This window comes from Enterobacter sp. 22452 (genome assembly GCF_052045065.1).
In the GTDB taxonomy this organism is placed as follows: Bacteria; Pseudomonadota; Gammaproteobacteria; order Enterobacterales; family Enterobacteriaceae; genus Enterobacter; species Enterobacter mori.
In genome coordinates this window covers 473497-487673 of sequence record NZ_JBQEOB010000002.1, presented here as the reverse complement: position 1 = coordinate 487673, position 14177 = coordinate 473497, and the positions used below count along the sequence as shown (strand labels likewise).

The following is a 14177-nucleotide window of genomic DNA, read 5'->3' as shown; positions in this document are numbered from 1 at the left end:
ATGAGCGTTTCACCCACGCCCGCGCCGCACGGTAGGTTAAGCCGTATTACCGCCTTGTTCTGGCGTAAACCCTCGCTGGGTCTGTTCCTGCTCCTGCTCGCGCCGCTGATGTGGTTTGGCATCGTCTATTTGGGTTCGCTTCTGACACTGCTGTGGCAGGGTTTCTATACGTTCGACGACTTCACCATGTCGGTGACGCCCGATCTCACCTTTGCGAACATTCAGGCACTTTTCAACCCGGCGAACTACGACATCATCTTGCGCACGCTGGTGATGGCTCTTGCGGTCACTGTCGCCAGTGCGATCCTCGCGTTTCCGATGGCGTGGTATATGGCGCGTTATACCCGCGGTAAGTGGAAAGCCTTTTTCTACATCGCGGTGATGCTACCCATGTGGGCGAGTTATATCGTTAAGGCTTACGCCTGGACGCTGCTGCTGGCGAAAGATGGGGTGGCACAGTGGTTTCTCAGCCATTTGGGGCTTGAGCCGCTCCTGATTTCTCTGCTTACGCTTCCGGCGATTGGCGGTAACACATTGTCGACATCAGGGCTGGGCCGCTTTCTGGTCTTCGTCTATATCTGGCTGCCGTTTATGATCCTACCCGTGCAGGCGGCGCTGGAGAGGTTACCCGCTTCTCTGCTACAGGCGTCTGCCGATCTGGGCGCGCGTCCGCGCCAAACCTTCCGCTACGTGGTTCTGCCGCTGGCTATTCCGGGGATTGCGGCAGGATCAATATTTACCTTCTCGCTGACGCTCGGGGATTTTATCGTGCCGCAGCTGGTGGGGCCGCCGGGATATTTCATCGGAAACATGGTCTACGCCCAGCAGGGGGCCATTGGGAATATGCCCATGGCTGCCGCATTCACGCTGGTTCCGATTGTGCTGATCTCGCTTTATCTGGCGTTCGTGAAGCGCCTGGGAGCGTTCGATGCACTCTGATCTCGCACCGTTGTTCCTGAAAGTGGCCGCGTGGGGCGGGGTCATCTTCCTTCACTTCCCGCTGCTGATTATCGCGATTTATGCGTTCAATACTGAGGACGCGGCTTTCAGCTTCCCGCCGCAGGGGCTAACGCTCAAGTGGTTCAGCGTGGCGGCAGAGCGTGGGGATATTCTCGAATCAGTGACGTTGTCACTTAAAATCGCCAGCTTATCAACCGGCATTGCACTCGTACTTGGCACGCTTGCTGCAGCGGCACTGTGGCGCAGCGAGTTCTTTGGTAAAAACGCGATCTCTCTGCTGCTGCTGTTGCCGATTGCCCTGCCGGGGATTATCACCGGCCTGGCGCTGCTGACGGCATTCAAAACCATCAACCTTGAGCCGGGATTTTTCACCATCGTTGTAGGACACGCCACCTTCTGCGTGGTGGTGGTTTTCAACAACGTGATTGCCCGGTTCCGGCGCACGTCCTGGAGTCTGGTGGAAGCGTCGATGGATTTAGGTGCAGACGGCTGGCAAACCTTTCGCTATGTGGTGCTGCCTAACCTTGGCTCGGCGCTGCTGGCCGGAGGGATGCTGGCGTTTGCGCTGTCGTTTGACGAAATTATCGTGACGACATTTACGGCGGGACACGAGCGCACGTTACCGCTGTGGTTGCTCAACCAGCTCGGTCGTCCGCGTGACGTACCGGTCACCAACGTTGTTGCACTGTTGGTGATGCTGGTGACAACCATCCCCATTCTGGGAGCCTGGTGGCTAACCCGCGACGGCGAAAACGGTGCCGAAAGCGGGAAATAACATTGATTTCAACAGGACAATGCTATGCAAAAACTACTGCTGATTAATGGTGAACTGGTGGCCGGTGAAGGGGAAACGCAGCCGGTCTATAACCCTGCCACCGGCGACATACTGCTGGATATTGCTGAAGCGTCAGCTGCGCAGGTCGATGCGGCCGTTCAGGCTGCGGATCGCGCGTTCGGGGAATGGGGGCAAACGACGCCTAAAACCCGCGCCGAGTGTTTGTTGAAGCTGGCTGATGCCATTGAAGCGCATGCTGAAGCGTTCGCCCGGCTCGAATCCCTTAATTGTGGAAAGCCTCTGCACTGCGCGCTGGGGGACGAAATCCCGGCGGTGGTCGACGTGTTTCGCTTCTTTGCGGGCGCGGCGCGCTGCCTGAATGGACTGGCCGCCGGCGAGTATCTTGAAGGGCATACGTCAATGATCCGCCGCGATCCGGTAGGCGTCGTCGCGTCCATTGCGCCGTGGAACTACCCGCTGATGATGGCTGCCTGGAAGCTGGCCCCCGCGCTGGCGGCAGGTAACTGCGTGGTGATCAAACCTTCTGAAATTACCCCGTTGACGGCCTTAAAGCTGGCCGAGCTGGCCAGAGACATCTTCCCGGCAGGCGTACTTAACGTTCTCTTTGGTCGCGGTAAAACCGTCGGCGACCCGCTCACCGGGCATGAAAAAGTCCGCATGGTCTCACTCACCGGGTCGATTGCCACGGGCGAGCATATTATCAGCCACACGGCTTCCTCAATTAAGCGTACCCATATGGAGCTGGGCGGCAAAGCACCGGTGATTGTTTTTGACGATGCCGATCTGGACGCCGTGGTGGAAGGCGTGCGCACGTTCGGTTTCTACAACGCCGGACAAGACTGCACCGCTGCCTGCCGTATCTATGCCCAGAAGGGCATTTACGCCGCGCTGGTTGAGAAGCTGGGGGCCGCCGTCGCCAGCCTGAAAATGGGGGCGCCGGAGGATGAGTCGACAGAACTTGGCCCACTCAGCTCTGCCGCACACCTGTCACGCGTGTGCAACGCGGTTGACGAGGCAAAAGCGCTGAGCCATATCCGCGTGGTGACCGGCGGGAGTAAACACGAGGGGGCGGGCTACTACTTCCAGCCAACCCTGCTGGCCGGGGCAAAGCAAGAAGATGCAATTGTTCAACGCGAGGTGTTTGGTCCGGTCGTCAGCGTGACGGAATTTGACGACGAAGCGCAGGTACTTGCCTGGGCCAACGATTCGCAATATGGCCTGGCGTCATCGGTCTGGACCAAAGACGTGGGCCGCGCTCATCGTCTGAGTGCGCGCCTGCAGTACGGCTGCACCTGGGTGAATACCCATTTTATGCTGGTGAGCGAAATGCCGCATGGGGGGATGAAATTATCCGGCTACGGCAAAGATATGTCGGTCTACGGGCTTGAGGATTATACGGTTGTCCGGCATGTGATGATAAAACACTAAAAACCATGCCCGGCGGCCAGTATCGCCGGGCGTTTTATTTACCAGCCACATACCTCGTGCTCATTTTCCGTATCGTAAGCGCGGACGGTATTCACCAAATCTTTCACCACGTCTGCGGCGACGTCGGGGATGAGCAACTCCATTGGTGCGTCAGTTTCATAATCCACCGAGACGCCGTTGCTGTTGTTGGTCACGGTCACGGTGTACGTTGCTTTACTCACGACGTTACTCCTTATGTGTATTAACAACTTTCCCGATACCTGCGCCCTGAAGCGTAACGTCAGGATCGGCAAAAAAGTCGATATTGAAATAGGTATCGTCGGTCAATAACTCAATGCGATGCCATTTCTCCGGCGGTGAGATGCCAAACGATCCCGCCTCGATCACCTGTTCCAAATCCGGTTCTGTTGCGTCTGCATCCGGGAAGCCAAAATAGCGCACCGCGCCCTGCATCACGGACAAACGGCCGTAGACGCTGGCTTTAGTATTATGATGAGTGAAAAGGGCTTTTGGCGCGGTGTCTTTATCCCAGAAGGGCGTGGAGCGGGTATGAACAAAATTCTCAGGAATACGTAGCATAATGATTTCCTCTTAAGTGAAAGCCACTTAAAGCGACCTCAGTACCTCGGGTTCAACGAAAAAGTCGATGTTGAACAACGTGTCATCGGACATGACTTCGATGTGATGCCATTTCTCCGGCGGAAAAACACCGAAGTGCCCAGCCTTGATAATCAATGTGCTGTCAGGCTCGGGAGTCAGTTCATCGGCATAGCCTAAGTAGCGTACGGCACCTTGCATAACGGAAAGGCGCGGATAAACGCCCGGACGGGTACCCGTGTCGAGATGACGCTGAAAGATCCCGGCAGGGGCAGTGTCTCGATTCCAGAAAGGGGTGGAACGGGTATGAATACAACTCTGCGGAATGCGTAGCATTTGACCTCCCATGAATGTCTGCCTTTATTAGACGCCTTTCAAAAAAAGAGGACTTATCAAAAAGTGCATTCTAGATGCGTGTTATAGAAAAGGAGTATTGCCCGCTCTCCCTGTTTGTTACGCAAGATACTCAATTGTTATTATCCATAAATTTTAAGTGGTTATTCTGTAACGAAAAAACTTGATCTGTATCAACATATGACGCATATTGCGTGCGGTTATTTTTTCGGCTCTGGTGTACAGAATGACGTTGTATCAAAAGATGTTGGTTTTTTACGCAATCATGGCTTCCCTCTGCGCATTAATTACCTGGTTCCTCTCCAAAGACCGCAAACGTATCCGCCTGCTCAGCGCTTTTCTGGTGGGCTCGACGTGGCCAATGAGCTTTCCCGTTGCGCTGCTAATCTCGCTTTTCTGAAGCACGCTTCCATTTTTAAAAGATGAATATGGCATTCCAGATACGATAACTGTATAAATACACAGTGAATCGTAAAAGGAGTGCTTATGAACAGTTTTTACTCGCAGCAGGCCGGTTGCACCGTGCGCTGGCATGACTTGCCCGGCACCAGCGATCCCGTGGTGTTCATTCACGGGCTGGGCTGCGCCTCTTCCTATGAATATCCCCGTGTCGTTCATGACCCGCTGTTTGGCGCGCGCAGAGCGATTCTCATCGATTTGCCCGGCAGCGGCTACAGCGATAAGCCTGAGCACTACAGCTATAAAACTACCGACCAGGCGCACGTTGTGGCGGAACTGATTGATCACCTTAAACTGGATGCCTTCTGGTTATACGGCCACAGCATGGGCGGCAGCATTGCTATCGAAACGGCGGGGCTGCTGGCGGGGCGCGTGAAGGGGCTGATGGTCTCAGAACCCAATTTTCATGCCGGTGGGGGAATGTTCAGCCGGTCAATTGCCGCACAAACCGAGCAACAGTTTCTGACGCAGGGTTATGACGCCATGGTGAGCGCGGAAACGACGGCGTGGGTGGGTTGCCTGAAAAGCAATGCGCCTTATGCCGTCTGGCGCGGTGCATCGAGTCTGGTGGAAGGCGTTGAGCCAGAATGGGAGGAGCAGTTCCTGTCACTCCCTTGCCCAGTGACGTTGATTTTCGGCGAGCTGTCGCTTCCTGATGGCGATGTGGAGAATCTGAAGCAGAAGGGAGTTGAGGTGAAAATCATCCCTGCGGCAGGGCACTCAATGTCTTGGGAAAATCCCTCTGCACTGGCGAAGACGCTAGCCGGGTGTATGGTGGTGTGATAATGGCCCGCACTGCTGCGGGCCAAAATATCAGGATGTAGGCCGGGTAAGCGCAGCGCCACCCGGCAAGAAAGGCGGCTACATTGTTAATCAGCGTTCAGCGCAATAATGCCTGTAAGGCCTGACGCGCGCCAGGCTGGACATCATGCGGGTGCTGGTAATCAATGTTCTCTATCGCGCGGGTATAAAGCGCAACCAGCCAGTCGTACACATATGCCGTTGCGGCATGGACGGGTTGCTCGCCCAGACGTGCGAGACGCGGGGTGGCACTGCTCACGATGGGCGTAACAAAGATTGCCTTGCCTTTACGGATGCGGCTTGCAGGACGCCCAGTAACCGGCATGTTGTCGTAACCCAGCCAGCCAATGAAATTGCCCATCACCGCATGCAGTTGCGCGGCGCTACTTTTATCCGTCTCAACGATCCGCTGCAGTTGCTGAGGTAAATCCAGACGATAACTGGCGACGACAAGTACATCGGCAACCTGCTGTAAAACCGCCGGTTCAAGGCCTAACCGGGCGGCGGCAGCATCGTTGCGGCTCCATTGACGCAGATGGTTAATCCACACCTTGTGCGCGAGGCGTGCTTTATCTTTGGTCTGAACGGTACCGGTGCTTTCCTGCGTATTTTCCGCGAACAGGTCAATCACGTCGGTGAACAACCCGTTGACCTGCTCCTCGCGCGGCTGCTGGACTGCCAGCAGCGTTTCAAAGGCTTTGAGCGGTGGTAAAAGCCCTTCAAGCAGTTCACCGTGGCGTGCGGCGCTGCTTTGCAGCATTCTCACCATATTTTCGGCCTGAGAACGTCTTTCCCCTGCATCCTGAGTGACGGGGGCAAGGTAAGGTTGCATGAGCGTCGCCAGATCCTGCTGTAAAAGCGTTTTAAGCTTATGGAGCCGCTTGTGACGCTGAGACGGCAGCGTGGCCTGAGAAAGCCACTCAATCATGCGCTGCATGCTGTGGCTGTCCAGCGCCTGCAGCGTACCCCAGCGCAGACCCGGCTGGCCCAGCAGGTGCTGGACGGCTTCATCCAGATTCTGTTTCGTCGTAAAACGCGCGTCGTGTGGCGTAATTGCCCACACGAGACCCGGGAGAGCGGATTCTTCCGCAGGCTGCGTCTCTTTGACCCAGTTCTGAAGGGTTCGCGCAGCTTTAGCCGTCTGCTGATGATGTGCGGTGGCGTTACAGATAACCAGTACATCGGGCTGTAGCTGCTGACGATAATGTTCCAGCAGCCACAGGCATTTGGCCTGCGTCATCAACGAAGCTCCGTCGTCAGACAGCGCAGGAATATCAATAATATCAACATTATCAATTACGCATCCCTCTACCGGCAGCACCAGCTCACGGGTCAGGAAGGCGAGGATATCAACGGGAATGCTGATGGCATTTAGCACGTCACCGTCGCTGATCGGGTGCAGCAGCGCTTCTTGCGCCTCCGGCGCGGTTAACGCCCCGTGAGTCAGGAAACCTTCACTTGGCAGACCAAAATTATCCACCAGCAGGCTAAGGGGTGCCGCAAGCAGCGTGGCATGGCTGGTTTGATGCAGAACGTGGGCGAGCTTAAGCCACTGTTGGGTTAACTCCTGTTGTTCTCCCCACAGCAGTGACCAGACGCTGGCGCGCGTGCTGAGATCGAGCGAGGGGATCAGCAGCGCGAACTGGTGCCACAGGGCATCGTCCATGTGCTGTTTCCCGCCGGGAACCGTGCTCTGCCAGAAACGGGCGATTGCACCCACTTCCTGCGCGGTGATCCCCGGAACGCCCTGCGGTTGACGCAAGGCGCGCCACTTCTCCAGCCGCGTTTCAATCACGGATTTATCCACCGGGCGGATCTGCGGGTGCAGGGTGATGCGAGCAATAAACAGCTGGACCAGTTCGGCTTCGGTCACCAGTCGCAGACGCAGCGGAAACGCCTCATCGGCAATATCCCGCTGTTCGCGGGTAAAACGAATGGCCATATTCGTTGCCGCATGGCCGGGATTGATATGTGAAAAATAGTCGAACGTGCGCTGGCCGGGTGACACGTTGAGACGACCATTACCGCTGCCGCACAATGACGTGAGTAAATGCGATTTCGCCGCCTGGGAATGGCCGTACAGCCCGATGCTGCTCTGGCTCAGGAGGGCACGGTCAATGGCCTGCTCACGCGCCTGGGCGGACGTGACCCGTGACAGCAGGGCATCAGCATCGTTATCCAGCATGGGAGCGTGCAGGCGCGTGTCGTTAATCCACCCGATTAAGGCCTGAGTGGTGGCAGTCGTCACAGTCATTTCAGGTATACGCTCCCGCTGTCAATCCAGTAGTGGCTGCCGCTGTGTCGGCGATCGGCCAGGGTATTCAGTTTAAAGGTCAGTGCGTCCGGGGGAACCGGCGTGCCGTCCTGCAGCCAGGCGTCGCTGAGCTCGAAGGACTCCGGCCCTTCGTGCTTGCTGCCGCCGCGCAGTTTCAGGCGAACGTTCAGCACGCCGTCGCCTGCAATGGCTTTTGCCAGTTCAGCAGAGTTAATGCTCAGGGTATACAGCGGCGTCGCTGGCCAGCGGGCGTTTGCAAGCTGACGGAAGCCGAGCGTGACGTTCCCGCGTAGCGGGAAATGGAGCCGGGCATCCAGCTTCGCGCCCGGCTTATCGAGATCGATATCCTGGTACCAGACGTTCTCTTCGCGCAGGGTATTGATGGTGTTATCCAGCACGCCCAGGTAGCGAACCGTCGAGTATGCGCCAATGTCGGCTGCCTTAAAGTTGAAGCGCGGCAGGCGAAGATCCAGCGCCAGGCTGCACAGCATCGCGCCGACGGCGGCGGTTGATTTCGGATTGCCGATACGCCCCTGCTGGCTGAACGGATACCATTCATGCACCTGATACTTGTCCAGCCAGACGATGCGGTTGACCGGCACCGGCTGCAGGTGGCGAATGAGCGCCTGAACACCCGGCAGGCAGCCCGGACGACCCGTGATCAGCAAAATATCGCAGCTGTAATGGGAAATGGCTTCGCACACCGCATGAAGGGGAGACGCCAGCGTGAACTGTCCGGCCAGCATCGCATCCTGCATCTCGCGGAAATTAACGTGCAGCGGAACGGCAAAGAGATCGAACGCTTCTGACCCTGCGGGCAGCGCATGGTCGATCGCCTGCTGCAGATAGTTCAGGACGTTGCGCGTCGGTTTTTGCGCAAGGAGATCGCCGAAGGTGGCATGCAGTCCGGCCAGCGGATCGTCAATGTCGCTGGATTCCCACGCGGCGAGGATCGCATGTCCAATCGGCATAAACAGCTGGAGCGCCGTTTGCTGGCGCAGCACGGCCTGCGTGTCAATGCGTCCGGAATCGCCGAACAGCGACGCCATCAGCAGGGAAGCGTCCGCAATCCCGGATTTCTGCAGCTGGGTTTGCAGCGCAGGCAGCACATAGCGCTGGATCACGTCCAGCAGCGTGTCGTCTCCGGCGACCTTAAACCCTTCGCGGAACAGCAGTTGCGGGGTAATTTTGACGTTGTTACCAGAACCGTCGTCTAACTGATAGTGCGTAATCGCCATATCCGTCGTACCGCCGCCAATATCAATGGAGGCCACGCGCAGTGAACGTCCGGGTTGAACGCCCGGTTCAGGCTCACGATCCGGACGGGCGAGGGAAGCGAAGAACGCTTCCGTCTGGCCGCCGAAATGGGAGATGGCTTCGTTATACAGCCAGACCAGCTGGCCGCAGCTGGCTTCGTCCCATTCCATCTGAATTTCAGGTACCGGCACCACGCTTTTTTCCTGCTGTTTGCGGCTGGCAAAATCTTCATCCTGCGGGTGCCAGCCCATCGCTTTCCAGACGATAGCAATGGCTTCAAACATGCGACGACGGAAAATCTCACGCTCCTGTTTCGGCATGGCCGAGGGCAGGGTAAGAATGAGCGTGCGCAGCTGACGCGGAGACGCCGGGAAGCCCAGGCGCAAGCGCGTGGCGACGCTGTTGATCTGCCCCAGCGCCTGTGCCAGCAGCTCGCAGAGCATATGGGTCATTAACGTGCTGCGGCTGTACTGCGGGGAAAATACCGGCAGACGTTCATCCTGGGGCAGAGTGAAGAGCGGCTCACCGTCATCGTTCATCAGGTTCATCAGCGGGAACGCGGTCGCCAGCGGTTCACGCTGGGTTTTGCTGTTCATCTGGCTGAAGCGCCAGTCCTGAACCACCGGGGTTTCGTCCCACAGGTAGCGACGCGGGCTGGAGATACCGCTGTTACCTTCGGTACCCAGGCGCTGCATCGCCAGTTTGCGCGCTTCGTCTCCCACGCGCACGATTGACGGCCAGACGAAGGCATCTTCACGGCCGCTTTCCACGGAGAAGTGCTGCTTGCCGAAACGCGCTTCGGAGAACTCCAGGCGGCTGGTGAAGAGCGGCTCATTCAGGAACTGCGGCTCGCTTAGCGAGCGAACCTGCAGCTCGGCGGTCTGGCGCAGCCCATCGTTCGCATCGCCATGATCTTCAATAATGACGCCGCAGGTGTGGGTGTTGCCCACGTCGAGGATCAGGTCGACCGGAATGGCAGGGGTGCTGAGCGTGTGGGTGACAAATTTCACTTCAGGCACGGTCAACTGCTCGCCGAGCATCGACAGGAGATTGAGCCAGTGCGCCTGATATTCAAAGCTGCGCATTGCCTGGTACAACTCGCGCTCAGAGCGTTTTTCAACACCGTCCGCAAACTGGGTAAAGGCTTCGCGCAGCCAGCCGTCAATCCAGGTCTGATCGAGGAAGTTCTCCACTTCCTCATCGCGCCAGGCGAGGGCGAAACGGGTGCCGTTCAGAATGTCGTTTTCGACAGGCGACAGCGCGGAAGTGGCGTGTTCTGCAATCTGGCTGTCGAGCGCGAGGGTCACGCGATGCGTATTGCCTGCCGCATCCGGGGTATCCAGTTTACGCACCTGCACGCGAGCCCAGTTGTCCGGGCCATCAACGAAGGTGCGCGGAGGATTAAAGCGCAGGAACGGTAGCGGGAGCCAGACGCCGTCCAGTACCGTCAGAGATTGATGCAGTGGAATGGTGCTTTCCGGCTTCACCACCTCCGGCTGGCTGCCGCCGTTCGCCGGGAGCGTGTAACGGCCGTTCACCAGGTCGAAATCAAGGCGCAGCAGCGGGCCATTTGCCGTTTTACGCACGAAACGGCCATTGCTGGCGGTGTCCTGCGGGGTCAGGCCAAAATCAAGGAACTGTACGCCGCTGTTAGCAATGAGCGTGACGCTCTGTTTATAGTCGCAAAGAGTTACCAGCATAGGATCACGCACCTGCTTTCTTGAACGTCAGTGGAACGACGGTGTTGGCATCATAACGTGCGCTACATTCCGCCACATCGCTGGTGCCTGCTTTACAGGCGACTTCAGGCATGGGATAGCGTGAGCCGTCCGTGCAGCGGGCGTTGCCGCGCGTTTTAATCAGTAATTCACCGTTGCTGTGCAGCCCGGAAAACACCTCGACGCGGCATACGATGTTGTCGCCGTGAACCACGCGCGCGGTGCCTTTATTATTCTGTATTTGGTAGCGCAGTGACGGCGGCTTGCCGGTGACCGGATCTTTCACGTCGAGAAGGGCGCGCCAGGTTCCGTTCAGGAACCGTGTCGAGCCTGCTTTGACCTGGTTTGCCTCCATCACCATGGCATCTTTCGGGATCGCGGCAATCACGACAGGCTCTGGTTTTGCGACGGGCGCTTGTACCTTCGGCTCCAGCACTTCGGCCTGGTGCAGAGGCAGGTTCATGGCAAGCTGTTCCACCGGCTTAATGGGTTTTGGCGCAATGGCAACAGGTGCTGCCGGCAAGGCGACAGGTTCAGCAGAGGGGGCCTGTTTTGGCCAGAGTAATGGGGTCGCAATTGCCGCAACAATCACTGCTGCGACGGGCAATGACCACAGGGGGACGCGGCGCTTTTTCGGCACAATTTCGGGGACCGGATCTTCTGCTACAAGCGGAACAATCACGCGAGGCGGTTCCGGCTCGTACAGTTCGTCCTCGGTGATGCGCACGCTGGTCGCGGGCGTCACGAGCGGCTCATCGGCTTGTTCAAAAGTAATCACCGGCGTGGGCTCGGGCTCTGGCTCGGGATCGTCAATGACTACGGGCGCAGGTTCCGGGATCAGCGATTCCCTCAGGCAATCAAGCACGTCGTCACGGGCGTTTTCGTTAAGGTTCACAAAGCCCCAGAAGCAGATCACCGGTTTGCCATCGACCAGATAGAGGAAGTTTTCGCCGGGGAACTGGAAGGTTTTTGACAGCAGGGAACCAAACAGCTGTTGCGCGGTTTTCGGTGACTGCAGACACTTTTTACTCAGCGATTCCACGCTGGTCAGGGTGTTCTCCAGGTAGCGCAGGGCGCGGTAACGCTCATCTTCCTCTGCGGCTTTCCAGCTGGAAACCGTTCCGTCAACGGGGGAATACCAGTCTACGCGATCGCCGCCATCGTTTACCTGAGGAATGGCCAGGCAGTCGACAATCGCCTGCTGTTTGCGCAGCCGAAGCGCTTCACGGATTTGCAACGCTGATTCAAAAACGGCCTGTCCGCCGCCGCCAACGGCCTGAAAATCATCCAGATTACCGCTGCGTAAAAGTGTTTTTGCCACGATTTGTTCCCATAGACTTCTTCACACCGTTACTTTAACGAAACCGGGACGCAAACAAACGGCTGAGGAGACGCCAAAAGGGCCGATTTCTTACGGCATTGATCGCGACGGTTGTGCTTGACGAATAATGGTACTTAAGGCAAATCGCCTTTTTTCTTGAGTGGAAAAGCAGCAATAAACTCTGCTTTAGAATAACCTGATAGTGTTTCGTTATTTGTCAGGTCAAAACCGCTGTGCTGTTATTACTGTTCACAATAATAAAACTGAAAGGGTTATAACCATGTCTACAGGGAAAACACTGCTTGCTCTCGCGTTGAGCACGCTTTTACCGGCAGGGGCCGCATGGGCGGCAAACACCGATACCATTATTTACTGCTCCGAGGCTTCACCCGAGTCGTTTAACCCGCAAATCGCCAGTTCGGGTCCGTCTTTTGTCGCCAGCTCTCAGGTACTGTATAACCGCCTGATCAATTTTGACCCGGTGAAAAACACCCCCGTTCCGTCGCTGGCGGAGTCATGGACCATTTCGCCGGACGGCAAAACCTATACCTTCACCCTGCGCAAAGGGGTGAAGTTTAATAGTAATAAATTCTTCAAGCCGACCCGTGACTTTAACGCCGAAGACGTTATTTTCTCGGTCTTGCGTCAGAAAGACCCTAAGCATCCGTATCACAACGTCTCGCAGGGCAATTACGAATACTTCAACGACGTGGGGCTGGATAAGCTGATTCAGGACGTGAAAAAGGTCGACGATTACCACGTCCAGTTTACGCTTAGCGAACCGAACGCCGCGTTTCTGGCCGACTGGGGGATGGATTTTGCCTCTATCCTGTCCGCTGAATATGCCGATGCGATGCTGAAAAAGGGCACGCCTGAGAACGTCGACACGTGGCCAATCGGCACCGGGCCTTACGTGCTTCAGCAGTATAAGGTGGACTCGCTTATCCGCTACGTCGCAAACCCGAACTACTGGGACGGCGCGGTCCCGACCAAACACCTGATCTTCTCTATCACGCCAAACGTAGAAACCCGTCTGGCGAAACTTCAGACCAACGAATGCCAGATTATCCCTGCGCCGTCGCCGGTTCAGTTTGACGTCATTAAGAAAAACAAAGACCTGACGCTGCATTCGATCGACGCGCTTAACGTCGGCTATCTGGCGTTCAACACTGAGAAAAAACCGTTCGATAACGTGCTGGTGCGTCAGGCGCTGAACTATGCGACCGACAAAAAGGCGATCGTGAACGCGGTGTTTATGGGCTCGGGTACGGTGGCAAAATCGCCGATCCCGCCAAATATGCTGGGCTTCAACAAAGATCTGAAGGATTACAGCTACGATCCTGAAAAAGCGAAAGCATTGCTGAAACAGGCCGGACTGGAGAAGGGCGCAGAAGTGACTCTGTGGTCAATGCCGGTTCAGCGTCCGTATAACCCGAACTCGCGTCGTATCGCTGAGATGATTCAGGCCGACTGGGCGAAAGTGGGCGTGAAGGCGAAAATTGTCTCTTACGAGTGGGGCGAGTATCTCTCCGGCATGCGTAAGGGCGAACACGACTCCGCGCTGTTTGGCTGGATGTCCGACAACGGCGACCCGGATAACTTCGCCGACGTGCTGCTGGGCTGTGACAGCATCAAAACCGGATCCAACGCCGCACGCTGGTGCGACAAGGGTTATGACGCTCTGGTGAATAAAGCGAAGCTGACCAGCAACCCGACCGAGCGTGCGAAACTCTACGGCCAGGCGCAGGAGATTTTCTACCAGCAGGCACCGTGGATTGCCCTCGCGAACGGCAAAACCTTCTACGCGACCCGAAGCAACGTGACGGGTTACAGCGTGAGCCTGATGGGCAGCGATTTCTCCAAAGCGAAGCTGAATTGACAATGTTGCCCGGTGGCGCTGCGCTTACCGGGCCTACAGGTCTAACGTAGGCCGGGTAAGGCGTAGCCGCCATCCGGCAATAACAAGGAGTGACAATGTCACATTTAAACGACGTAACAGCCCGTGTGGATGCCGCCATCAAAGAGAGCGTGATTACCCACATGAACGAACTGCTGATTGAACTCAGCGATGATGCAGAGCTGAGCCGGGAAGACCGCTATACCCAGCAGCAGCGCCTGCGCACCGCGATTTCACACCACGGTAAGCAGCACAAAGAAGAGATGGATGCGCGTGAGGAACAGCTAACTAAAGGCGGCACCATACTGTAACGA

The 14177-nt window shown here is 56.8% G+C and carries 13 protein-coding genes; 7 read left to right on the top strand and 6 right to left on the bottom strand.

Annotation, left to right across the window (positions count from 1 at the left end):
* From ACTJJA_RS07495 to patD, 3 genes are read left to right on the top strand one after another with little or no spacing between them, the layout of a single operon-like run.
* Positions 1–939: an ABC transporter permease gene (locus ACTJJA_RS07495; RefSeq protein ID WP_374040842.1), complete on the top strand. Its 939-nt coding sequence runs from the start codon at positions 1–3 to the stop codon at positions 937–939.
* A complete protein-coding gene (locus ACTJJA_RS07490) occupies positions 929–1735 on the top strand; it encodes an ABC transporter permease (protein WP_440667170.1) in 807 nt (268 codons plus the stop codon). Before ACTJJA_RS07495 ends, ACTJJA_RS07490 begins: the two co-directional genes overlap by 11 nt.
* 24 nt (positions 1736–1759) lie before the next feature.
* A complete protein-coding gene (gene patD / locus ACTJJA_RS07485) occupies positions 1760–3184 on the top strand; it encodes an aminobutyraldehyde dehydrogenase (RefSeq protein ID WP_440667168.1) in 1425 nt (474 codons plus the stop codon).
* Between the two features lie 38 nt (positions 3185–3222).
* On the opposite strand, the gene ACTJJA_RS07480 is transcribed toward patD, so the two are convergent.
* From ACTJJA_RS07480 to ACTJJA_RS07470, 3 genes are read right to left on the bottom strand one after another with little or no spacing between them, the layout of a single operon-like run.
* Positions 3223–3405, bottom strand: coding sequence for a DUF1869 domain-containing protein (locus ACTJJA_RS07480; RefSeq protein WP_010431529.1), 183 nt, complete (start codon positions 3403–3405; stop codon positions 3223–3225).
* A gap of 4 nt (positions 3406–3409) precedes the next feature.
* The gene (locus tag ACTJJA_RS07475) at positions 3410–3763 is read right to left on the bottom strand and encodes a DUF1971 domain-containing protein (RefSeq protein WP_212474002.1); all 354 of its coding nucleotides are present in this window, start codon (positions 3761–3763) and stop codon (positions 3410–3412) included.
* Between the two features lie 27 nt (positions 3764–3790).
* Positions 3791–4117, bottom strand: coding sequence for a DUF1971 domain-containing protein (locus tag ACTJJA_RS07470; protein WP_108417515.1), 327 nt, complete (start codon positions 4115–4117; stop codon positions 3791–3793).
* Positions 4118–4361: 244 nt separating this feature from the next.
* On the opposite strand from ACTJJA_RS07470, the gene ACTJJA_RS07465 reads away from it, so the two are divergent.
* Together ACTJJA_RS07465 and ACTJJA_RS07460 are read left to right on the top strand one after the other, a co-directional pair.
* Positions 4362–4535, top strand: coding sequence for a GhoT/OrtT family toxin (locus tag ACTJJA_RS07465; protein WP_042716204.1), 174 nt, complete (start codon positions 4362–4364; stop codon positions 4533–4535).
* An 86-nt stretch (positions 4536–4621) separates the two neighbouring features.
* Entirely contained in the window at positions 4622–5377 is a 756-nt protein-coding gene (locus tag ACTJJA_RS07460) for an alpha/beta fold hydrolase (RefSeq protein WP_440667165.1), read from the top strand.
* 97 nt (positions 5378–5474) lie between these two features.
* Here ACTJJA_RS07460 and ACTJJA_RS07455 read toward each other — a convergent pair whose 3' ends face one another.
* From ACTJJA_RS07455 to ACTJJA_RS07445, 3 genes are read right to left on the bottom strand one after another with little or no spacing between them, the layout of a single operon-like run.
* Positions 5475–7649: a virulence factor SrfC family protein gene (locus tag ACTJJA_RS07455; RefSeq protein ID WP_440667163.1), complete on the bottom strand. Its 2175-nt coding sequence runs from the start codon at positions 7647–7649 to the stop codon at positions 5475–5477.
* Positions 7646–10627, bottom strand: coding sequence for a virulence factor SrfB (locus ACTJJA_RS07450; protein ID WP_440667161.1), 2982 nt, complete (start codon positions 10625–10627; stop codon positions 7646–7648). Before ACTJJA_RS07450 ends, ACTJJA_RS07455 begins: the two co-directional genes overlap by 4 nt.
* Positions 10628–10631: 4 nt before the next feature.
* Positions 10632–11966 carry an SrfA family protein gene (locus tag ACTJJA_RS07445; protein WP_440667159.1) on the bottom strand — a complete coding sequence of 445 codons (1335 nt, stop codon included), beginning with the start codon at positions 11964–11966 and terminating at the stop codon, positions 10632–10634.
* Positions 11967–12246: 280 nt separating this feature from the next.
* Here ACTJJA_RS07445 and ACTJJA_RS07440 point away from each other — a divergent pair, with 280 nt between their 5' ends.
* On the top strand, positions 12247–13845 hold the full coding sequence (locus tag ACTJJA_RS07440) for an ABC transporter substrate-binding protein (RefSeq protein ID WP_440667157.1): 1599 nt from the start codon (positions 12247–12249) through the stop codon (positions 13843–13845).
* A 95-nt stretch (positions 13846–13940) separates the two neighbouring features.
* On the top strand, positions 13941–14174 hold the full coding sequence (locus ACTJJA_RS07435; RefSeq protein WP_010431507.1) for a YdcY family protein: 234 nt from the start codon (positions 13941–13943) through the stop codon (positions 14172–14174).
* The last annotated feature ends 3 nt before the right edge of the window (positions 14175–14177 follow it).